The sequence below is a fragment of the Slackia exigua ATCC 700122 genome (genome assembly GCF_000162875.1).
Lineage (GTDB): Bacteria > Actinomycetota > Coriobacteriia > Coriobacteriales > Eggerthellaceae > Slackia > Slackia exigua.
In genome coordinates, this window is the sequence record NZ_GG700630.1 from 1,052,093 (window position 1) to 1,073,085 (window position 20,993).

Annotated in this window: 15 protein-coding genes, 1 tRNA gene and 2 pseudogenes; 6 read left to right on the top strand and 12 right to left on the bottom strand. The window is 61.8% G+C overall.

Features of this window, described 5'->3' with window-relative positions:
* Window positions 1-15: 15 nt before the first annotated feature.
* Together HMPREF0762_RS04575 and HMPREF0762_RS04580 are read right to left on the bottom strand one after the other, a co-directional pair.
* Window positions 16-1,278 carry a type II toxin-antitoxin system HipA family toxin gene (locus tag HMPREF0762_RS04575; RefSeq protein WP_006362308.1) on the bottom strand — a complete coding sequence of 421 codons (1,263 nt, stop codon included), beginning with the start codon at window positions 1,276-1,278 and terminating at the stop codon, window positions 16-18.
* Window positions 1,275-1,580 carry a helix-turn-helix domain-containing protein gene (locus HMPREF0762_RS04580; RefSeq protein ID WP_115314216.1) on the bottom strand — a complete coding sequence of 102 codons (306 nt, stop codon included), beginning with the start codon at window positions 1,578-1,580 and terminating at the stop codon, window positions 1,275-1,277. Before HMPREF0762_RS04580 ends, HMPREF0762_RS04575 begins: the two co-directional genes overlap by 4 nt.
* Before the next feature lie 613 nt (window positions 1,581-2,193).
* Between HMPREF0762_RS04580 and HMPREF0762_RS09215 the strand changes: the two genes are divergently transcribed.
* Window positions 2,194-2,355, top strand: a complete 162-nt coding sequence (locus HMPREF0762_RS09215) for a helix-turn-helix domain-containing protein (protein WP_248676491.1) — start codon at window positions 2,194-2,196, stop codon at window positions 2,353-2,355.
* A 52-nt stretch (window positions 2,356-2,407) separates the two neighbouring features.
* On the opposite strand, the gene HMPREF0762_RS04585 is transcribed toward HMPREF0762_RS09215, so the two are convergent.
* Window positions 2,408-3,334, bottom strand: a complete 927-nt coding sequence (locus tag HMPREF0762_RS04585) for an alpha/beta fold hydrolase (protein WP_245935499.1) — start codon at window positions 3,332-3,334, stop codon at window positions 2,408-2,410.
* A gap of 638 nt (window positions 3,335-3,972) precedes the next feature.
* Between HMPREF0762_RS04585 and HMPREF0762_RS04590 the strand changes: the two genes are divergently transcribed.
* The gene (locus tag HMPREF0762_RS04590) at window positions 3,973-5,331 is read left to right on the top strand and encodes a tyrosine-type recombinase/integrase (RefSeq protein WP_006362312.1); all 1,359 of its coding nucleotides are present in this window, start codon (window positions 3,973-3,975) and stop codon (window positions 5,329-5,331) included.
* A gap of 346 nt (window positions 5,332-5,677) precedes the next feature.
* Here the strand turns inward: HMPREF0762_RS04590 and HMPREF0762_RS04595 are convergent, their stop codons facing one another.
* Window positions 5,678-9,466 carry a YobI family P-loop NTPase gene (locus HMPREF0762_RS04595; protein ID WP_006362314.1) on the bottom strand — a complete coding sequence of 1,263 codons (3,789 nt, stop codon included), beginning with the start codon at window positions 9,464-9,466 and terminating at the stop codon, window positions 5,678-5,680.
* Window positions 9,467-9,892: 426 nt separating this feature from the next.
* Window positions 9,893-10,231: pseudogene (locus HMPREF0762_RS04600) on the bottom strand (ATP-binding cassette domain-containing protein); the annotation flags it as partial.
* Between the two features lie 322 nt (window positions 10,232-10,553).
* On the opposite strand from HMPREF0762_RS04600, the gene HMPREF0762_RS04605 reads away from it, so the two are divergent.
* Window positions 10,554-10,859: a hypothetical protein gene (locus HMPREF0762_RS04605; protein ID WP_006362317.1), complete on the top strand. Its 306-nt coding sequence runs from the start codon at window positions 10,554-10,556 to the stop codon at window positions 10,857-10,859.
* Between the two features lie 23 nt (window positions 10,860-10,882).
* Here the strand turns inward: HMPREF0762_RS04605 and HMPREF0762_RS04610 are convergent, their stop codons facing one another.
* The 5 genes and pseudogenes from HMPREF0762_RS04610 to HMPREF0762_RS04630 form a co-directional block, all read right to left on the bottom strand.
* Window positions 10,883-11,098: a hypothetical protein gene (locus tag HMPREF0762_RS04610; RefSeq protein WP_006362318.1), complete on the bottom strand. Its 216-nt coding sequence runs from the start codon at window positions 11,096-11,098 to the stop codon at window positions 10,883-10,885.
* Window positions 11,099-11,272: 174 nt separating this feature from the next.
* Window positions 11,273-12,904: pseudogene (locus HMPREF0762_RS04615) on the bottom strand (VirD4-like conjugal transfer protein, CD1115 family); the annotation flags it as partial.
* A gap of 453 nt (window positions 12,905-13,357) precedes the next feature.
* A tRNA-Met gene (locus HMPREF0762_RS04620) sits at window positions 13,358-13,434 on the bottom strand.
* Between the two features lie 247 nt (window positions 13,435-13,681).
* The gene (gene yfcE, locus HMPREF0762_RS04625) at window positions 13,682-14,194 is read right to left on the bottom strand and encodes a phosphodiesterase (RefSeq protein WP_006362321.1); all 513 of its coding nucleotides are present in this window, start codon (window positions 14,192-14,194) and stop codon (window positions 13,682-13,684) included.
* Between the two features lie 259 nt (window positions 14,195-14,453).
* Window positions 14,454-16,046 (bottom strand): LuxR family transcriptional regulator, encoded by a 1,593-nt coding sequence (locus HMPREF0762_RS04630; RefSeq protein ID WP_006362322.1) that lies wholly within the window; start codon window positions 16,044-16,046, stop codon window positions 14,454-14,456.
* Between the two features lie 199 nt (window positions 16,047-16,245).
* Between HMPREF0762_RS04630 and HMPREF0762_RS04635 the strand changes: the two genes are divergently transcribed.
* Window positions 16,246-17,757 carry a flavocytochrome c gene (locus tag HMPREF0762_RS04635; protein ID WP_006362323.1) on the top strand — a complete coding sequence of 504 codons (1,512 nt, stop codon included), beginning with the start codon at window positions 16,246-16,248 and terminating at the stop codon, window positions 17,755-17,757.
* Window positions 17,758-18,051: 294 nt separating this feature from the next.
* On the opposite strand, the gene HMPREF0762_RS09385 is transcribed toward HMPREF0762_RS04635, so the two are convergent.
* Window positions 18,052-18,324, bottom strand: coding sequence for a response regulator transcription factor (locus HMPREF0762_RS09385; RefSeq protein ID WP_006362324.1), 273 nt, complete (start codon window positions 18,322-18,324; stop codon window positions 18,052-18,054).
* 91 nt (window positions 18,325-18,415) lie between these two features.
* On the opposite strand from HMPREF0762_RS09385, the gene HMPREF0762_RS04645 reads away from it, so the two are divergent.
* Both HMPREF0762_RS04645 and HMPREF0762_RS04650 read left to right on the top strand, forming a co-directional pair.
* Complete coding sequence (locus HMPREF0762_RS04645) at window positions 18,416-18,802, top strand: FAD-binding protein (RefSeq protein WP_006362325.1); 387 nt, start codon at window positions 18,416-18,418, stop codon at window positions 18,800-18,802.
* Window positions 18,803-19,049: 247 nt separating this feature from the next.
* Complete coding sequence (locus HMPREF0762_RS04650; RefSeq protein ID WP_245935501.1) at window positions 19,050-20,249, top strand: Fic family protein; 1,200 nt, start codon at window positions 19,050-19,052, stop codon at window positions 20,247-20,249.
* Here HMPREF0762_RS04650 and HMPREF0762_RS04655 read toward each other — a convergent pair.
* Window positions 20,232-20,906 (bottom strand): TorD/DmsD family molecular chaperone, encoded by a 675-nt coding sequence (locus HMPREF0762_RS04655; protein WP_006362327.1) that lies wholly within the window; start codon window positions 20,904-20,906, stop codon window positions 20,232-20,234. The genes HMPREF0762_RS04650 and HMPREF0762_RS04655 overlap by 18 nt on opposite strands.
* Between the last annotated feature and the right edge of the window lie 87 nt (window positions 20,907-20,993).

Here is a 20,993-nt window from a genome sequence, read left to right on the forward strand (position 1 = left end):
GTGGGTCTTCGAGCGTCAGTCTCCCAAAGACGCCAAGAGCCTCTCGCAGTTGTTCCGCAGCGGCTTCTCCAGACGCTCTCGGAGCTCTGCCATGCCGGGCACGCCTGCCTCCTCGTTGAACACCGACCCTTCCGTGTCGAGGACGCGTTGCGCCACCTCGCCGGCGAGCCTGCAGCACCCTTCTGCCGGAAGCGAGACGCTTTCCGCGAACTTCACCAGGTGGCTCCTGTGCAGGCGGCCAATGCGGTTCTCCCCTCCGATGCTCATGGCGCTGCGCCACGGGTTCCCGAGCCGGGGAATATAGGGGAGCGCAGAGGCGACGTCGTACATGGGGGCGAGCACGGTCTCATCGTTCGCAAGGTGCAGGACCGAGTAATTCTTGGCGTGGGCATCGGTAGCCCCGACCACGTAGTTGAACAGTAGCATCTCCACGAAGAGCGCGACGTTGGACTCCGCGTTGCCTGCGCGCCTGAGCAGCGCGACGCAGTCGCGGGCGATGGGGCCGCCGTCCGAGCTGTACTTCCTGTCGGGCGGGACGGAGAGCGCCTGGCAGAAATCCTCCTGATGGATCCGGTCGACCTCGCCGTCCCCTCCCTGCGCCCTGTCGAAGCGCTCGACGACGATCGCCCCCTTCCCTCCGAACTCCCGGTACTCGACTTGCGCGGCCGGGATGCCGCACGCGCGGGCGAGCCTCAGGCAGAGGTACTCGTCGAGCGCCTCAAGGACCATGCCCGCGATGCCTGGTTTGACGATGTGTGTGGTGGCGGCGGAGCCGGTGCAGCGGAACCATTCGCCGGACTGCTTGCGAAGGGCGACCTTTCCCTGGTTGCCGCCGAGCGACCAGCTCTCGTCGGGCGCGGTCCATTGGGGGGAGGGCGATTCAGCCTCGGCGATCCTGTCGCGTATCTCCCCGTCCGAGATGGGCTTCAACTCGCCTTTCCGGGAGAGCGCGTCCTCCAGGGTGTCGTCGTTGCAGACCTGCACGGCGCCCGGGCAGTCGAGGCCGACCTCCTCGAGCAGTCCGAAGGTGTCATCTGGCGATATACCGGCCTCGCGGCCGATTCTGCGGCGCACCTCCCTGTCGTCGGGCAGTAGGCCCAGGAGCCACGGGCGGATCGTTGCATCGCCGTATTCCCTTGAGCCCTTCGGCATTGAAAGCGATACCGAAGGGCCCGCGTAGCGCGAGGAGTATCGGAAGGACAGCTTGCCCTGCGAATCGCGTCGGATCTCGCCGGCGATGTCCCCTCCCACGAGCAGGTGCAGCGTTCTCTCCCTCATCGGCTGCCGCCTCCCAAGATTTCCAGCGCGGCGCTCCCTGCCAAGAGGGCCTTCTCCGAGAGCCTCTCCTCGGCGGGCGGAAGGGGCCTAGATGGCAGGTCTTCTCCCAGGCACATGGATATCCCGAGTGCGGAGCATATGGCGAGCACGCGCCCGAACCCGACATTGGCTGCCGAACCGTCCTCCACGGCTGCGATGAGCCTGCGCGAGACTCCTGCCTCCGCTGCGAGTTGACTCTGCGTGAGACCGAGCTCGGCCCGCGCGTTCCTCACGATGGAGCCCAGCTGCTCTGTCGTCGTCACCTTCACGGACCCTTCCCCTCTCGTTAAATGCAATATATTGCACAGTTTAACAAAATGCAATATATTGCACAATTATTCGATGTGAAATGCCGTGCGTATCATGGTTCTGCCAGGCGTGGTGGCTACGCGACGGTATCGACCCTTCTCTCGATTCGCGCAATCGCTCGACGTTGGCTAGGGCCCTCTGCCACGGCCTTAGAACCTGAGGAGGACGGAGTGTTGCTGGAAGTGCGGAGGCCCTCACCACTCTTCCCGCCGAGGAAGACCGGCTGCGGGCTGCGCGTGGCCCTCCGCCACCCGCCCTGGTAGAAAGCGTGGAGAGCGCTGCGGCGGAGTCTCGATATGTCGCGAATATCACGACAAACAGGATATTGCGACGCTCTCAGCAGAACATCCCCCGCCGGGAACGTCCATACGGCAGTTGAAGTCGCATGGTCCGTTGCGGTGGCACCCTCCTCGCAGGTACAAGCAGGTTCGAGTAAAACTGTCATTTCCTGATGGCGCACAGTCCGTATAGTCCGTTGAGGCCGAACCTCAGGTTCGGGTAGATGAGGCTGAGACGGAAAGAAGGGAGGAGCTCGAACCCACGGACCACAGGTTCGATGTGCGCGCGGTGCAGCTTGCCCTGCAGATCTCCAACACCTCGATCTACCAGCTCATCCACCAGGGCGAGATATCGGCCATGAAGCTGAGCACCAAGACGATCCGCGTGAACCGCAGGACACTCGAAAAGCGCCTACAGCGCGCGCAGGTCATCGGCATGGCAGTGGCGTAACGCCGCCCGCCGGCAGACTGGCGTTTGAGCGGGCCGCCGCCTGGCGATGGGCTCAGCGGAGGCCGTGTGCATCGGCGAAGTCCTCGAGCGCCCGCACGAACGCTCGCGGCTTGAACGCATGGATGACGTGGTTGGCAGGTATCCTGACGTAGTCCGCGTGCGGCACCAGCTCCGCGATGCGGCGGGCATCGTCGTCATCCATGGCGCCCACCAGGCCGTACCTCTCGTATCGGTGCCAGTTCGCATGCATCACCAGCAGGGGGACGCCCACCTGCCGCAGCGCGGCCTCATGGCTGAAGTCCTCGTAGACGCGCCCGTCGACGAAGGCACGCGCGAAGTCGGGGTCGAAGGTCTTGAGCGACTGGAACTGCCGCTTCAGGATCGCCGGAAGGTACCACTGGTCGAGCGCCACGGGGCTGCCTGGCTGTCGGGCCGCGGTCTGCTTGAGCTTCCTCGAGATGAACGACACGAACCACTCCGGCATCTCCTTGGTGCGCGTCTCGGACACCGGCATAACCTGGCCCCTGAAATAGTCGGCCAAATCCCGGTCACCGATGTCGCCGATCGCGTTCACGAGGTGTCTGAGTCCCTCGTAGGTGAACCTGTCCCGCTCCTTGAAGCGCGGCATCTCGACGCAGAACACCGGGGCATCCTCCAGCACCAGCGCCCTCACCCAACGGGCAGCGTGACTGGCGCACCACAGGCCTATGATGCCGCCCGACGAATTGCCGGAGATTATCGCCGGCTCGCCCACGACCCTCTCGACGAACTCCGCCACGTCGCCGCCCATCGAGCTCCAGGTGTAGTCACCCGACGTCCAGCTACTCCGCCCGTGGCCGCGAATTTCTATCGCGAACACGTGGAACGAACGGGCAAGCGGAACGAGCACCTTCTCGTAGGTCTGCCATATGCCCATCTGGGCGGGGATAAGCACCAGCGGAAGACCGTTGTCGGGGCCTTCGACGTAGTTCATGCTCATGTGGGTCAGCGGTGCGTTGGCCTGCTTGAAACCCGCGCGCCTGAGCGTCCCGCCGACGTCGGAGGGGTTCCCGCCCTCGTAGGGGTTGCGGTATGCGGCGGCCGTCTCCATGGTCCGGATTGTAGCACAGGCCCTCCTGGTCGCCCGCAAGGCGTGCGTGCTGCGGGGTAAACTATGTCGGTCGGAAAATTCCCCCACAAATGAAAAACCCTGACCTGTTTGCACAGGTCAGGGCTGTAATTTTGGTCGCGGGGGCTGGATTTGAACCAACGACCTCCGGGTTATGAGTTTGTGTCCTTGCTGTCGGGATGCTCCGCTTCTCCCGTTGAAAAAACTAAATTCCCTGCTAAACCGTTATTTTTGTATCAGCTCGCAATTCTCGTGTTTCCTCTTGCTCTCTAGCATTCCCCCCGGATTCCCCCCGATTTCAGAAAATCGAGGTCTCCTATTCCCCCGCGCAGTGTTTGTGTGATACGCTCGGAAACGGCCGTTCCGGTGACTGCTTCCACAAACACTCCGGGATGGTGCCGCGGCGAGCTGCTTCCAACATCACCCCAGCTTTCCCGCGGAAACGGTAGGGTGGTCCGGCAACTTCCACATGGCCGGCGCCGGACCGAAGGATGCAAAGGAGAATAGCTATGAAGATCACCGGTTCCGGCGAGATCGAAGAGGTCGTCAAGGGCAAGATCTACCGGATACGCCACCACCTCGGCAGGGACCCCAAGACGGGCAGATACATCAGGTCGCCGAAGAAGACCGTCTACGGCACCAAGGCCGACGCGCGCCGTGAGCTCGAGACCTACAGGCACGAGCTGGAAAGCGAAGTCGGAAACTTCGAGGAGTACACGGTGGGCGCTTACGCCCGTCTCTGGCACGAACGCAGGGTGGACTCGGGCGGCTACTCCCCGCTCACCCTCAAGGACGACGATTTGCAGGTGCGCAAGATCGAGGCTCTTTGGGGCGGCACGCTGCTCGAGAACCTGACCGCGAAGAAGATCTCCGCCGCATACGACCGGCTGCTCGCCAACAGGGAGGCGTCGCGCAACGCCATCCACAAGATCAACGGCACGCTCTCGCTCGTGATGGACCACGCGGTCGCCAACGAGCTCGTCGAGGCGAACCCGTGCAACCTCGTGAAGGCTCCGAGGCCCAAGCCCAAGGAGCGCAAGGCGCTCTCGGACGAACAGGCGCTCGAACTCGCGATGGCGCTGCGCACAGAGAAGCAGACCGGCAACACCGTGGCCGTCTGGATAGCGCTCGCCACGGGCATGCGCCGCGGCGAGATCATCGGCCTCGTGTGGCGCAACGTCGACTTCGACCGCAGGCGCGTCTACGTGGGCCAGCAGTACGCCGCCGACCACACCATCCGCGATCCCAAGAGCGAGAAGTCCCACCGTTGGCTCGGCATCGACAACGGCACGGTGACGTTCCTCGCCGAGTGGAAGGCGAGGCAGGCGCGCGACATGGAGGTGCAGGGGCTTGACCAGTCGGGCGAGACCCCGGTCTGCACGAACTCAGTCTTCCAGTTCATGGATCCCAACACGTTCAACCGCTGGCGCCGTCAGTACTTCGCTGAGCACGGTCTCGGCGAGTTCGGCCCTTCAGTCCAGTACACGGACTCTCAGGGCCGCAAGCGCTGGCGCAAGGGGGCGTACGTCGGCTACAACCTGCACGAGCTCAGGCACACTCAGGCGACGCTGCTCATCGGCTCGGGTGCCGACATCAAAACGGCCCAACAGCGTTTGGGGCACTCGTCTGCGAGCCTGACCATGGACATCTACGCGCACTTCATCGCCCAAAACGACCGCATCGCCGCGAACACGATCGGGGGCATCCTCGGGGAGGCTGCGGGGAAACCCGATCAGCCTCAGAGGCCGACGCTCGACGATGCGGACAGGGCGGCAATCGCGCAGCGGATGGCCGACGGCTCGTCGCTTAAAGCCGCCATCTCGGCTGTGCGCCCGGACGTGAGCGTGCTCGACTTGCTGGGCCTGTAGAACCGCAAATTCGTGCAATACCTGGGATAGGAGTATCAATTCTTTAATGAGAATATTAAAACTGCGCCATGAAACACTTCGATGAGATATACGGGATCTCCGCTGACAACTTCGGTCTGGTGACCGCTGCCCAAGCGAGGTCCGCCGGGTACCTGCCGGCCATCCATTGCCGAAGCTCGCTGCTGCCAAGCCGGACATCCTGGAACTTGCACCAGGGAAGATAAAGTCGCACAGAAATCGAACTCCGTTCAACAGGTTCCAATCACTTCAAGCCTACTGAACGACGGCGCGCCTGCGCTTTGTAAGCGCGCCGTCACGTTCCTACCAGAGCAAGAACGATAATGCATCAGCCGCGCTTCCTGCCAGGATGCCCAGTGTAGCCTTTGGGATACACGATCATCTTGCCGGAGTTGCTGAGCTTCTGCTTTCTCATCGTGCATAGCCCGAATCTCTCGAGCGAATCCACCATTGTGCGATCAGCCTGCGTGTCGGGTATCTGCACCTGAGAGCCTTCGAGCAGCTTGACGTACTCGTCCTGGCCAGCTGATGAGAAGCACTTCCCGAGATCTCGACGGACCGCCCGTTTCTCCGTAAGCGTGCTCATTTCCAGCTGCCATGATATCAAGGCGAGAGCCGCTTCCCGGCCATGTTCGACGGCGACCGCCTTCGTCATGTCTGCAACCATAGTCCAGGGAATATTCACCCTCGCAGACATCATCTCTCTATATGACGAGGAGGCACGTGCCAGTACCGCATGGCGCAAGTCCGGCTCGCCCGACTCGAATAAGCCGGGCAGGGCAGAGAGGTCATCTGGTGAGAAATTCGTCCCACGAATGATGGCCGCCAACAAGCTCGGAGGGTAACCGTCAACGAGCTTCACCGGCGAGCTGAACCCGCCGAGCAGCCGCACCTTCGAGGATTCGGGGAAGCCGGGCGATTCGAAGATCTCAAGCGCTTCGGCCTCTTTGAAAGGCAGGGCGGCGCCCCCTTCGTCGCCGATGACCAGATCAACGTACGCGTCGGCGTCGGAGGAGGCGAGCCGCACTGCCAACGTCCCATGTTCCTCTCTGATGAACTGGAGGTTGGGGGCTGTGAGGGGAATGGCTCCGATCGTTATCAGAGCGCCGACTTTGTCGACCCCTATATCCGTAATGTTGAAATCCGGATAAACCGCCCCGTATCCGTTGGCGATCTTCTCGAACGGGGCAGCTGCCATATCGCTTTTCATCAGGTCTTCCAAGAAGTCGCCCTCCGCGCCGAGCACCTCCTTGCTCTTGCGCAAGCCGAGGTCCGCAGGTGGATCGTTCCGCTCGAGGAAGCCGACCAGCACTTCGCTCACCTCGGACCCGCACGCGATGTAGTATCCGAATATGTTGTCGGAACTTGCGACCACCCGGTCGTGGGCGAACAGCGCCGAGCGCTTGTCGACCGAAACGACGAGGGAAGCGTCGGAAACGGGCCTTCCCGACAGGCGGGCGGCGAAGGACGACGCGGACTCGTTCGACAGCCCGTCGGCGTTCATGACCCAGCAGACGGCCTCCTCGCTAGCGTCGATCTCCCCATCGAAACCCGCGACGAGCGAGGAGATGAAACACTCCATGCCGTCGCGCACGAACTCCTTGAAGGGCTCAGGGTCCGGTACGGCACCCGAGCTGTTGACGCTGTCGACAAGGCGGTCAAAACCAGTCGCTTCGTCGCTGGCCCCGAAATGCCCGAGGAAACCCGCGACGAGGGCGGCGTTGGGAACAAACAGCCTCCTGGCATAGACCTCTTCTACGAGGTTGGCGTCCGAACCGTCGAATACAATCTCCTCGGCCGAGTAGCCTATCGCCTCGAGCCCATCCGCAACTTGACCGGCTCGGCTCTTCCCTGCAGTTAGGAATTCCGGATCGGATTCGGCTGCCAATTTGATGAGCGCCACCACCCTTGGGTCGTCGCGCAGGCTTCCGCCTTCAGCTAGGAGCCTGTGCATCATGATCCGCTTGGCATACGCATCGGCGGGATCGCGTGATTCCAGCATGGCTTCGATCGTCCTCATCGCCCCTTCACGCATGGCGGGAAACGCCTTGGGGGTGCACTGGTCCGAGGCCATGTACCCTAAGAGGAACTCGGTGTCGCAGTCCATCTCAACGCCCGAGAGGAATGCGGCGGTCTGAGACGGCTCCCCCGTCTCGATCAGGACCTTGAGGAGGGAGCGGTTTCGGGCACACTTCCTCGGCAGGCAGGCCTCGTCCATGCACAGCACGACGGCTTTCGGCGCCCCGAGGATGTAATCGGGATCGACGTCGGACCGCCCCCCCCCGAGAACGGCCGTCACGAAATTCCTATCTTCCCGCGTGAGGCTCGTGGGGTAGAAGTTGCTCGTATACCGCTCGTAGGATTCGTCGATGCCCCCCGTGCTGATCAGGAAGGGAATCAGCCCGAAATACGGGCTCCGCTTGACATCATCGAAATCGAGCTCACCGTAGTCTGCAGGCCGGGGAAGGTCCTCGGGTTCCAGGAGGTAGCACTCCTCTTTCGCGAACAGCTCCCTCAGAGGAGCTCGGCGGAGCTCGGCCCGACGCTTGTCCAAGACTCGGATGCTCGACTCGATCCGCCTGCGCTCGCCCTCTCTTCTCGCCTTGACGTCATCAAGACGTCTGAGAAAATCCGGATTGCCGTCCAGAGCCGCCCTAATGTCGTCGAACTTCTCCTTCTTCTCTTGGTCGCCGTCGATTGCCGCCATCAGGTCGTCCGGATTCTCGAACCGAGTGATCTGAGGTGAGTAATAACCGCTTATTACGAACATCTCGGCGATTTGCGTAGTCTGGTACAAGAGAACCAATTCCCGCTCGCTCCGCGCAACCTCATCCTCGGATCTCTCAAGCGCGTCCTCGAGCTCGCTTCTCTGCTCCTCGATTGAACGAAGCTCGTCGGCGATAAGCCTCTCGCGGCCGCTGAGGAGGGCGTGCATGTAGCCGCGTCCGACCTGGAGGCGCTCGAAGTCTTTCGGGAACGTCTCCTTGAACGCGATCGCGGATACCAGATGCTTCGCGTCGCGAGAATCCAGGGACCCTCCCTGGCTGCGTTGGAGGACCCGCTTGTAATGGTATGTCCCGTCGACGATGGCGTTGAGGATGCGCGGGTCGTCGACGAAAACCGAGAGTCCCCGCAAGAACCTGTCATCGGGCTCTACCCCCACGCCCTTCAACCCCGATTTGAGCAGATCGTAGGCGTTGCTAGTGTCTGCGTAGGGAATCACTGGGATGATGAAGTCGAAGAACTTGGCGCGGTCGTGCGAATCTCGGAAGAGCCCGTCATGAACCAGGTAGACGAATCTCAGCACTTTCGCGCCCGGGCGCCTGGATGCGTTTGCGAGCGAATTGATAGAGTGCAGCTTCTCGAAAATGCCGACCTGGCCGAATCGGTCCAAGTCCTCGAACACGACCACGTCGCTGCCCGACCCGTTGAGCAGGTAAAGGAGGTCGTCCATCGACCTGTCGAAAGCGGAGGCGCCCTTGTCGTCGGCAACCTCCAGCTCGGCGCTGAAGAGCTTCAGCTTTTTCAGCGTCCTGGAAAGAAAGCTCGTCCTTATCAGCCACGTCATGCCCGCAACCGCCTCCGCGACCCACAGGCCGCAAGCAATGCCAAAAGCAGCCCGTCCGGTCGGCAAGACGAAAGGGCCGGGGTATGCGGGTCTGCTCAAGCCCCATCCAAGGTAGATGCTCAAAAGCGCGAACGCGAGCAGGGCGGTTGCGAGGAGGACGTCCTTCACGGGGCTTCCGTCCCTGGTGCGCTTGAACCTGCTTTTGGGGGTGAGCTTGGGGTCCGTCTTGTGTATGAGCTGATTCAGGATCTCGACCTCGAGGTCCTGTTCGCCCCCATGCCCCGTCTCGTCCTTGAAATGGGCAAGCTGAACGTGGAGGAAGCTGTGATCGGCGCCATGCTGCCTCTCCCACGATTCCATGACCGTGTTCTTTCCCGCCCCGTAGGGCCCAGAAATCGCTATGTTCTTGATGTCGTCGTTACCGAACGCGAACGAAAACTCCTGGTCATATGCTATAAGCTCGTCCGCTTCGAGCTTCGCGGGCGACAGGGACAGGAGCGTGATGCGGTCTTCGGACTCGTCTCTCGTGATATCGATTTCGTCGGTCATGCTGCGGCGCCTCCAATACACACCTTTTCCATATTGTACTCGATGGGACGGATGCAGCTCGTGTTCTGCCGCATCCTCAGTGGAACGACGCTTCTGCACGGGGTCGGTATTTTCCCACACCGGAGAGACGGCTCTATGCGTCTTCGAGACCCCGACGCTACCGGCCCCTCGACGGGATATTCCCAAAGCTGGGCCCTCTCAGCTCTTCGCAGATGCGACGGGCCCCTCTTTCGCTGCGTTTCGCCACTGTCGCTCAGATCTGCTGCCCCATCTCCGGTCAAGGCCTCGGGGCTCTGGCCAGCTCGACCAGATCTTCAGCTCAGATGGCCCATTCCCTGGAGGGGAGAATCTGGCTTCGGACAAACGCGTGAATGGCGGCCTCGCTCGAATGCCAATCCAAGAGCGGTCCTCGGCGTACCGCTACTTGCGCCCCTCCGGCAGGCCGAGCAGCGTGGTGCGCACGCGCAGGTTCTCGCGCGCCGTGAGGTTGGGGTAGAGGGGCGGCTGCTCCACGAGCGAGCCGATGCGGTAGAGGTCATCGCGGCGCCAGGGCCTTCCCCCGAAGAGCATCTCGCCCTCCGTAGGTCGCAGCATGCCCGTGATCATCTTGAGGGTGGTGGACTTGCCCGCCCCGTTGGGGCCGAGCAGCCCATAGACCTTCCCCTCCTCGACGTGCAGGGACACGCGGTCCACCGCCGTCTGCGCCCTCGCGCCCCACCCGAAGCGCTTGGTCAGCGCGCGCGTCTCAAGAAAGCATCCCGACATTGCAGTTCCTTTCGTTTCCGGTTCCTCGTTTTCGGATACCAGTCTGGAGGGCTTTCCTAAAGAAACGCTAAAGGCTCTTGGGAAAACCGTCCTGCTTCCCATGCGCCCCATCGCGTCCGCCCGAGTGTCTCGCCGCGCAAACCTTCGCCGCGAACCGCACGACGCGCAAGGCGCGGAAAACTTTTCGGCAATCCAACAGTCATGCAACCGAAAACTCCCGCCCTCCGGGTTTCCGCTTTCCTCCTTGCGCGTCTTGCGAACCCCGACGAACCCCGCGCCAACGGGCCCGCAAGGGGCGGGCCGAAACGATTAGGAGGTCATCATGAGAAACAGAGCCGTCATTACCACGCCTCAGCGTAAGCTCGGGGTCTACCTGCACTGGAACGGCGGGAGGGACACGGTGGAGCCGCTTCTGCGCTACTGCGAGCTCAAGGGCTACCGCGACCCTGCGACGGACGACTACGGCTGGGCGAGGATGTGCCAGGTCGTGGGAAACTTCTTCGGCGGCACGAACTCGCTCGGCATCATGCCGTACACGACGGACGAGCGCATGGGTGCAGGCGAGCGTGCGGGCGGAGAGCTTGCCCACGACCTTCTCGGTGTACTCGCCGATGTCTTTGTGCACTGATACGCTTAGCATCCGCGGCCTCCTTACGCCGGGAGCCAGGATGTGTCGAGCATCCCGAAGTACACGGCCGCCGCCACGATGATCGCGCCACCGGCGATGGTGGAGATGGCGCTGGCTATCTGAGCGCCGCCCTGCTGCTCGCGGATCGCGAGGCCGAGCGAGACGGCGCCCCATACGATGAGGAAGCCGCCGAGGAACGTTACGCACCCCGATACGAGGCTGATGATGTTGGAAAGCATTTTTCGCTTGTCTCCTTTGCATCTTCGGGCGGAATAGGTGTGGAAGGACCGCCCTTGCTGGTAGAATCTTGTCCGGAGCCCCTTCGGGGCGCTCCTTTGCATCTGGGACGGCAGCCCCCGGGAGGGTGGAAGCTCCCGTCGGCCTAGGCGCCTTGCGTGGCCGTCCCGTTCATCTCATTTCCCCTTGGTCGTTCCCGGCTCGTACGGCTCGCATACCGCGCCCTCGTGGCCGGGGTGCACCTCCTTCCACTTCGGATGCCTCTCGATGTCGTACTTGGCGTCGCGCAGCGGGTCGGTGCCTGCGATGAGCACGATCGCCTCGTCCCGGGGCATCTTGCCTACTTCCGCTGCCTGGATGAGGTCGCGCTCGACCACGTTCCAGTTGCGCGTCGAGGAGCTCATGGTCCCGCGGCTTTCGTTGAACGTGAGCACCGAGACGGTCTCCTTGCCGACCATCTCGGATATCTCCCGGTTGGTCTCGTTGGATTTCCCGCCGAGGAACAGCGTGGTGTCGCAGCAGTCGACGATGGTCTGAGCGGTCTCGTCGCTGTAGTTCGCCTTCAGCTGCGCGATCGACTGCAGCACGACCGATATGGACATGTTGCGGCTGCGCACGACCGCGGCCATCGACTCTATGTCGGGTATCTTGCCGATGTTGGCGAACTCGTCGAAGAGGAACGTGACGGGCGTTGGCAGGCTGCCCCCGTGCTCGGCGAGGGCCTTGTCGCACAGGATGTTCATCGTCTGCCACATCATGATCGCGAGCAGGAACGAGTAGGTCTTTCGCGCGTCGGACATGATCGCGAAGACGGCGATCCGCCTCCCCGCATCCCCCATGCGGTCGAGCTCCATCTCGTCGCTGGAGAGGATCTCCCTGACCTGCGGGATCGCGGCGGGCTCGAAGCGCGTGTTGCAGCTGATGAGTATGGACTTCAGGGTCTTGCCCGCTGCGTCCTTGAACATCTTGTAGTGGAGCAGGCTGAAGTCCTTGTCCACGTCGACGGGCTCGCCGACCTTGACCCAGCTCCAGCCGGACTGCGCGCCGCCGTAGACCCCCTTGCCGCCGTAGTCGTAGGATTCCGGGGCATCGCCGGTCCGCACGTATTTCCTGCCCGTCCTCACCCTCTCGAAGAGCAGGTCGAGCGGGCTCATGTAGTCCTCGTCGCCCTCTTTTGCCTTCGCCAGGGAGAGCAGGGTCACCAGCCCGGAGAAAGACCTGTCCTCCTCGGGGCAGTGGTATACGAGGTAGCCGATGAGCGCGACGTAGAGCAGTCGCTCCGCCTTCTCCCAGAACGGGTCGCCTGTATGCTCCTTGTCGCCGGTCGTGTTGCCTATGAAGCACTCGGCGAACTCGAGGATGTCGGTCTCGTCGTGCAGGTAGGCGAAGGGGTTGTAGTGGGCTGAATGGGAAAAGTCTATGGTGTCGAAGACCTTCACGTCGTAGCCGTTGTGCTCGAGCATCCATCCGAGGTTGACGACCGTCGTCCCCTTTGGGTCGGTGACGAAGTAGCTCGCGTTCATCTGCATGATGTTGGGCTCTATGTAGCCGCGCGTCTTCCCCGCGCCCGAGCCGCCTATGACGAGCACGTTGCGGTTCCGGTCGTACTTGCGCGAATGGCGAGCGCGCGACATCTCCATGCCGTAATGCTTCGTGAGGATGATGTTGTTGGAGGCGCTGCGGGGGTCCATGAACTTCCGTCCCTTTCGCCTGGTTCCCCATCTGGCGCTACCGTGCTCCTCTCCCGAGCGGAAGTTGCCCTCGCGGATGAGGCTGTACGCCCACGCGATCCACACAGCGCAGGCTGCGGGGAATGGCGGCAAGTCGCGGAAAACGCGGATAGTCCGCTAGGGTTCGCTACGTCCATTAGCCATCCAATCCACATATTCGGGGACGGCGAACGGGCTGGTTCGCAGGCATTCCCAGCCGCCATCAGAGAGGGCTCACGCGTGGGGGAATCAGCCTGTTTTCGCGTTTTCGAGGACGGTTTGACGCGACGCGGGTTGGTTTTCCGATTCCCCCCGCTGGTGCCGCGAAGCACCGTTATTCCCCCATGACCTCGAGAACATTCCCCCCCCCCCGAATTCCCCCGCGAGGCTATCCACGGAGAGAACAAAAGGGGCCTGGAAACCGTCGCGAAACGGCCTCCAGACCCCTCTTCGAACACCCTTGAAAAGGGCTGCGGGGTAAACTTTTTCGGCTGAAATATCCCCCCCAGAAATAAAAATGACCTGCATTTCTGCAGGTCAAAGGCTTGTTTTTGGTCGCGGGGGCTGGATTTGAACCAACGACCTCCGGGTTATGAGCCCGGCGAGCTACCAGACTGCTCCACCCCGCACTATTCGGGCACGCGTAACGTGCGAAAAGATATATTAGCCCCATGGCCGATCGATTGCAAGGAACGCTGCGAACTGCGGCCGTCGCACACGCCGCATCTCCACAATCGAGCCATCCGAAGGCGCAGCGCATCTAAGACCGAAACACGCACTACCCTTGGCGCATCAGCCTGCCGCACCGGCATGCGACCGATTGCAAGGAACGCCTTGGTCACGCCCGCTGCGCACGCCTCATCTCCACAACCGTCGCTACGCAAGCTCCTTCAACGTGAATTCCCCGTCCTCGTACACGGCATAGCTATTCGATCCGTCCTTCGGAATACTGACGCTTCCCGGGTTCACATACCGGATCCCGTCCCGTACCACATTCGTCTTCACGTGCGTGTGCCCCGACAGGAACGCGCTCCCTTCGGGCAGCGTCGGATGATCGCTTGGAGAGAACACATGCCCGTGCGTGCAGAACAGCTGTCGATCGGCGTCCATGATTACCGCGTAATCCGACTCCAAGGGAAAGTCGAGCACCATCTGATCGACTTCGGCATCGCAATTCCCTCGCACGGCGATAACCTTCCCCGCCAGGGAATTCAGCATCGGAATGACCTCCTTCGGCGCATATGCGAACGGCAGGCCGTTACGCGGGCCGTGATAGAGCAGGTCTCCCAGAAGCACGACGGAATCCGGAGTCTCGGCATCGATAGCATCCATCAACTTCCGACACCAATGAGCCGATCCGTGAATATCGGATGCGATGACGAGCTTCATGATTCCACCTTTCCACAACCAATCCGATGACACGCACGTGGACCATTCCATCGGTAATGTTTACACGCGCCGTTCATCGTGCAGCATGCGCGTTTCATGAATCCGCTGCTCGCGACAAGCCGCCTGCGCGAGCCACCATGCCCTGCACGCGCCGCCACGCTCAATGGCGACACGCCCGCATAGGGTGCAACATTTTTTCGGCACGACGCTCGCGAGCCATCATGCCCTGCGTGGGCCGCACCGTCCTTCGAAGCGGCGTTTACGCACCGCCTCGCGCCCGAACCTCGTTCACGAGCGTAATGGCCTCTTGCTTGCTGTGCACTTCGAGCTTCTGATACACATGCTTGGTATGCATCTTAACGGTATTGCGCGAGAGCACCAGCCCTTCTGCGATCTGCCCCAGCGTCTTGTCCTGCGCAAGATAGCGAAGCACGTCGAGCTCGCGCGGCGTCAACCCATGCTCTTCCGCAAGGATTCGGCAAGGTTCCCGGTAGAACGCGTCTTCCATGGCTTCGAGCGATGCCCGATTCGCATCTTCGGTGCCCGAAGAATTCGAAGGGACTGGCTCGCGTTCGGCGACGCCGCCCGACACAAGGCCGGCTGAATCCTCCTCGGCCTTGTCATTGCGCCTAACTACATCAGGCAGCGGCGCCATGTTCATGAAATGGTTCGGATCCCTGAAGAAGAACATCGCCGCCATCACATACACGAAGACCAGCAGCAGAGAAGCCGCCTGCATACTGATTCCAAAGGAAGCCAGCATCGTCGCCCCGGCCGCAAGCGCCGCACCCAAGCTGTGCCCGAGCGTCGCAAGCAGCCTCGCTCCCGCCGCCGCACCCGCCATCCAGCGGCTCAACCGCACGCAGCGCACGGCAAGAAGCCAGGTCGTCGCCTCGAAAAACCCCATGCCGACCGCTTCGAGAGCCACGTCGGATCCCGGTACCGCAGCGCTGATCAGGGGCGCAAGCAAAACGCCTGCGGAGACGAACGCAACCCCCGACCTGAGCATCTCCTGAATGCCCCACGCATCGCGACGAACGACCAACGCGGCCACGACGGCGAGCATAACGGAGGAAAACGCCACGTTGCACGATGCCCCCTCCACCGCTCCGCCACGGAAGAACCCAAGCATCAAGGAGGAAATGAGCATGGTGACCACGAGCCGGCCCGAAAACGCCTCGCGCAGCCTGCCCGACCCCGCACGCGGCCGATCGGCCTTATCGCTTTCTTCCTTCGCAACCGTCCTTAAGATGAACGCGCCGATCAGGATTCCGGCCAGCACGAACGCGCACGAAACCGCCATCTGGCCCGATACGGAAAGCCCGCAAGAGGCGGACACGGCCGTGATCGCGGTATCGAGCACGTATGCTCCTGCAATTCCCGCAATGGACGCACCCGCCAAGGCGTCGCCGTCGACCTCGACGAAAAGACCTGCGTACGCTGCAGAGGAAGGAACCGCCTGGAGCTTCGCCAAAACGAGACCCAGAACAAGCAGGAATCCGGCAAGACCGTGCGAAGCAAGGCCCGCGCGTAAGAAACCGAGAAGCATCGCGCCGAGAACGGACGCCGCAAGACATCCGGCACCGGAAAGAAGCAGGATGCGAAGCCCCCTGTCGCGCGCTGCGGCATCCGAAGGCGCCACGCCTCGCGCACGCCGACGATGAACGAGCGCGACGATTCCGAAGAACGCGGCATAGTCGAAGATGGTGACGATACGCGCGATCGCAGGGGCATTCGGAAGAGAGAGAACGCATGCAAGCGACGAATCCATGATCCAGATGCCCGCGAACAGGCATGCCAGTCCCGTGGCCGCCATCGCTGCGATACCCCGCGCGCGACTCGTCCCCTTCATGCCCCTCCCATTAATGCCATGGTATGAATAGCACTTATCATCCCAGTTGAAACGGATAATCTATCCGTCATCATCCCAACACCCTCAAACAATATTACCCATATATGGGTGTATCGTCCACACCTGCGCAGGCCTACATTCAGGGATGCTGGCGCATGGAAATGCCAGCGCATTCACGATTCGACCAGGAGGGGTTCGAATGGAAAACGCACGTAAGAACGTATTCTCCGGCTCCGGCATGACGCGCCGAAGCTTCGTCGTGGGCATGAGCGCCACGGCTATCGCAAGCATGCTCGGGCTTTCGGCCTGCGGCGCGCCGAGCACGGTCGGCGACTCATCGAATGCGACCGCGGAAGACTACGACATCGTGATCGTCGGTGCCGGCGGAGCAGGCATGTGCGCCGCGATCGCGGCCTTCGATGCGGGCATCAAGAACCTCGTCATCCTCGAGAAGGCATCGATGGTCGGCGGCAACACGAGCTTCAGCTCGTCGGGCATGAACGCCTCCGAGACCAAGTTCCAGAAGGAACAGGGCATCGAGGACAGCAACGAGCTCTTCGCTCAGGAAACGCTCGACGGCGGGCACAACACCGGCGACCCCGAGCTCGTCGACTTCATGTGCGATCATTCCGCCGGCACCATCGACTGGCTCGACGGCCTAGGCATCAGGCTGGACAACATCACGAGCACAGGCGGCATGTCGGTCAAGCGCTGCCACCGTCCCACCGACGGCTCTCCCGTGGGAGCAACCGTCGTGCCCGGCCTTGAGGCGCAGGTCAAGGACCGTGACATCAAAGTTGTTAAGAACTGCCAGGTCAAGAGTCTCATCGTCGACGACTCCGGCGTCGTGACCGGCGTCATGGCCGACAATGCCGGCTCCGAAGCGACGTATAACGCCAAAGCTGTCATCCTCGCGACCGGCGGCCTGGGTTCGAACAAGGAGCTCATCGCCAAGTACCGCCCCGACCTGAAGGACTACGCCTCCACCAACCAACCCGCCGCCACCGGCGACGGCTACGTCATGGCTGAAGAGGCGGGCGCCGAGCTCGTGCAGATGGATCAGATCCAGATTCATCCGACCGTCGGCCTTGTCGAAGGCGCCGATGGCAGCAAGCCCGCCCCGCTCATCGCCGAGGCCGTGCGCGGCGGCGGCGCCATCCTGGTCAACCAGGACGGCAAGCGCTTCTTCGACGAGATGAGCACGCGCGACAAGGTGTCCGCTGCCGAGCTCGAGCAGCCGGGCGGATACGCCTGGGAGGTCTTCGACCAGACCGTCTACGACAACAACAAGGCCGTCAAGAACTACGATTCCCAAGGCCTCGTCGTCACCGGATCCGATCTCGCCGACCTGGCCTCTAAGATCGGTGTCGACGCCGATACGCTGAAGGCCACCGTCGATGCGTACAACGCCATCACCGCCGAAGGCAAGGAAGACGAATTCGGCCGCACCAAGGGCTGCATCGAATTCGTTGACGGAAATTATTACGCCATCAAGGTGTCGCCGGGCGTCCACCACGAGATGGGCGGCATCAAGATCAACACCTCCAACGAAGCCCTTCGTGCCGACGGCACCAAGATCGACGGCCTCTATGCGGCCGGCGAAGTGACCGGCGGCATTCACGGCAACAACCGCATCGGCGGCAACGCGGTCTGCGACGTCACGACTTTCGGCCGTAACGTCGGCGATGTGGTGGCCGAAGCCATCGCGTAACGATTCCAGCCGGAGCAACGCTGCCCGACGATTGAGCACGCGGTCCATCGCATCCGAAATCGATGGACCGCAGCTCTTGCGAGTCGGAGCTCCTTGGCTTCGAAGACGAAGCGCGACTCGCGTCGCGTTCGTTCCCTCAAAAGGCGGAGCCGACGGATTCTTTCCCGTCGGCTCCGCCTCGTTCATCAACCGGCGCGCTTCTCCGACCTCGGGTCTCTTGGGAAAGCCCTTGCCGCACATGCGGCAATTTAGCAACGAGAAGTCGCATGAGAGCGCCGCAAGGTTCTTCGCGCATTACACGTCCGACGGCAAAGCCCCCTGCGACGCGCGCCTCTCGTCAATATATGCAAGCAGCTCCTGATGGTTATGTATGCCGAACTTATCGTAGATGTGCCCTACGTGCGTCTTGACCGTGTTGTATGAGATGACGAGCTCGTCCTGGATGACCCTGCCATTCCTCCCTCGCGCAAGGAGCGAGAAAACCTCTGTCTCGCGCGGCGTCAGACCATGTTCCTTCGCAAGCCCCTCGATAAGGTCTTGCGCGACGAACGCCCTGTCCTTCTGCACATCCGCCTCAATACGCGGGCTTGACTCAAGCTTCTCCGCAGTCGCGCTGAAGCTGAATCCTTCATAGCGAAGGAATACGAGCGTATATGCGATGAACCCGATCGAAGAGCTGGCCGATAAGCTGCATATCCCTGCGGATGCCTTCGCCGCCACCGTCAAACGATACAACGAGATGGTCGCCGCTGGAGACGATCGCGACTTCGGCAAGGAGGCTTTCCGCCTGTCCCCCGTGGATACGCCCCCGTTCTACGGCATCCGGCAGACCGGCTACATGCTCTGCACCATGGATGGCATCCCCATCGATACGGACATGAGAGCCCTCGATCCGGATGGGAAGCCCATCGAGGGGCTGTTCGTGGGAGGAAACGACTCAGGCAGCTTCTTCAGCCATTCCTATCCTGACCTGGTGCCCGGCCTGGCAGCGGGACGATCCGCCACCTTCGGCCGTCGAGCCGGACGGATCGCCGCGACGGCATAGGAAGGCGGTGCGCCGTCAAGAAAGAGGCCGTTCGCTTCGCACCTATTGAACAACCTTGGGCAAAGGTAGCAGCGCAGCGTGCTGCCCTGCTACCTGCCTCTTTGCGGAAAACTCAAGAAACCGCAATCTCTTGGGGAACATGCCTGCGAGGAAATATAATCTATGAAGGGGAGTTGCATCGGTCGGAGATTCCAAGGGGCTGCCTCGACGATCCGATGCAGGTATGCGCGGCAAAAAGGGATGCATCGTGTATACGCCAGCTTATCTTCGAGATCAGAGATTCGTCCTCAATGGAAGGACCTCGGCCAACGCCTACAAGGCGGAGACCTCCCTCGTGCGCATCGAACACGAGATCGCAGGCTCCTCGATCGGCCCGGCCCTCATTCAAGCCATCGCCCGTATCGAAGCCATCACATCGGTGCGCATAGACGGGCAGATCCCCGCCATGCGCGACCTTGCGCTCATCGATATCCTCGGCGATATCGATTCCCGAGATTTCCTGCATAGCCGCCAGGTCGATTCCTGCTTCTGCGAACGGGCCGCCACGCTCGATGCCCTGAAATACCTCAATACGCTGAGATGGATCTCGCAAACCGTGCATCCTGGATTCGTCTTCACACCCGAATTCATACTCGACGTGCATTCGCGGTGCATCTACGGCAAACCAGCCGACCAGACGGGAGCGCGATTCAGGCACAGGGAGTTCATTCCCGTATCCGACGGCCCCATGAACGGCCTACGCCCGCCTGCTCCCACGGACCTGCCGGTCTATATCGACGACCTCTGCCTGTTCATGAATAACGAATGGTTCTCGCCTATAGCGCAATCGGGTTTCATGCATTTCCAATTCGAGTGCATAAAGCCGTTCAAGAGCGGCCGCGACCGCACGGGCAGGGCGCTTTGCCACGCGCTTTTCAAGTCGCGCGGGCTCACGAAGGGCATCATCGCGCCCATCGCTCTCTGGCCGGCCATCAACACTCCCGACCATGCCAAACACCTGCTCCCTTACAGCTTCAGAGACCTCTCGAACGAACAGCGCCTGGGTGAAGCCATGGATTCCTGGACCAATTTCTGCGCCATCAGCCTTGCGGCCGCCGTGGGCATAAGCTCTGATTTCATCGACGTCTACACTCGGCTCGAAGAGAACTGGGAACGCCGGTTCGGAAAGGTAAGCCGCGGTTCCGCTGCCCAAGCCCTCATGCGCCTTCTGCCCGGGTATCCCTATATCACGGTCGACTTCGCGAGACGTCTTATAGGCAAGGGGCTTTCGGCCACCAACGATGCCGTGGACCGCTTGGTCTCCGCCGGCATGATCAAGGTCGTTGAGAACGATCTGAGCCTCGGCCGCGTTTTCGAAGCGACCGAGGCCCTGAGCGTGTTCGACCGCTTCTACGATGCCATGCTCAACGACGAGCCCATTTCGCGCGATTCACTCACCGGGCGCTAGCATGGTCTTTCGCGCCAACGTGGCCACGGATGCATAGAACGGCAGCTTCGCGCCCGACCGAACCTCTTCGGCAAACGAGGAAAGCCAGCGTCCAAGATGCTCCTCGCGGAAAGCATCGGCACGTTCTTGCAGTTCGAAAGCCGCCGATTCATCCCCTTGCTCCCACGCCTCAGCCTCTTGCGCGGCGAGCATCGCAAGGAATTCCAGTTCGACGGCGATGTGGTCAGGATATTCGACAAACCGCTCGGGCATGTCGTACCCGCTGGCCACGTACGCCGCATGCACCTCCCGTTCGGCGGGGCCCCGGAGACGGCCGCGCCCCTCGAGCCCGTCCCTCGTCGCATGGACCGATTCATACGGCGGAGCAAGCAGTTTTCCCGGCCCTACGAACAACCGATTGTAATCAGCCTCAAGCTTCAGATATGCGGCCTGCTCGTCAAGGGCCGACAGGTCGCGCGCGAACGACTCCACGTCATCCAAGGCCGCGCGTATCTCCGAATCGGAGCATTCTCCCAGGATTTCACGTAGCGCTTGCGTCAGTGAGCCTCCTTTGACCTCGAGCGCGAAGTCGGGCGACGGCTGAAGGAAGCAACGGGCAAGAAGCTCGGCGAGCTCGGCATCGGATTGGGCAAGCGCCGCGTTTTCGCATACAGGCATGAAACACCATCCTCCTATCGAAGAAAGCGGCCCGATAGATCGCCCTCCGCTTAGATGCCGCAATCGGCAGGAGCCGACACGGAATGC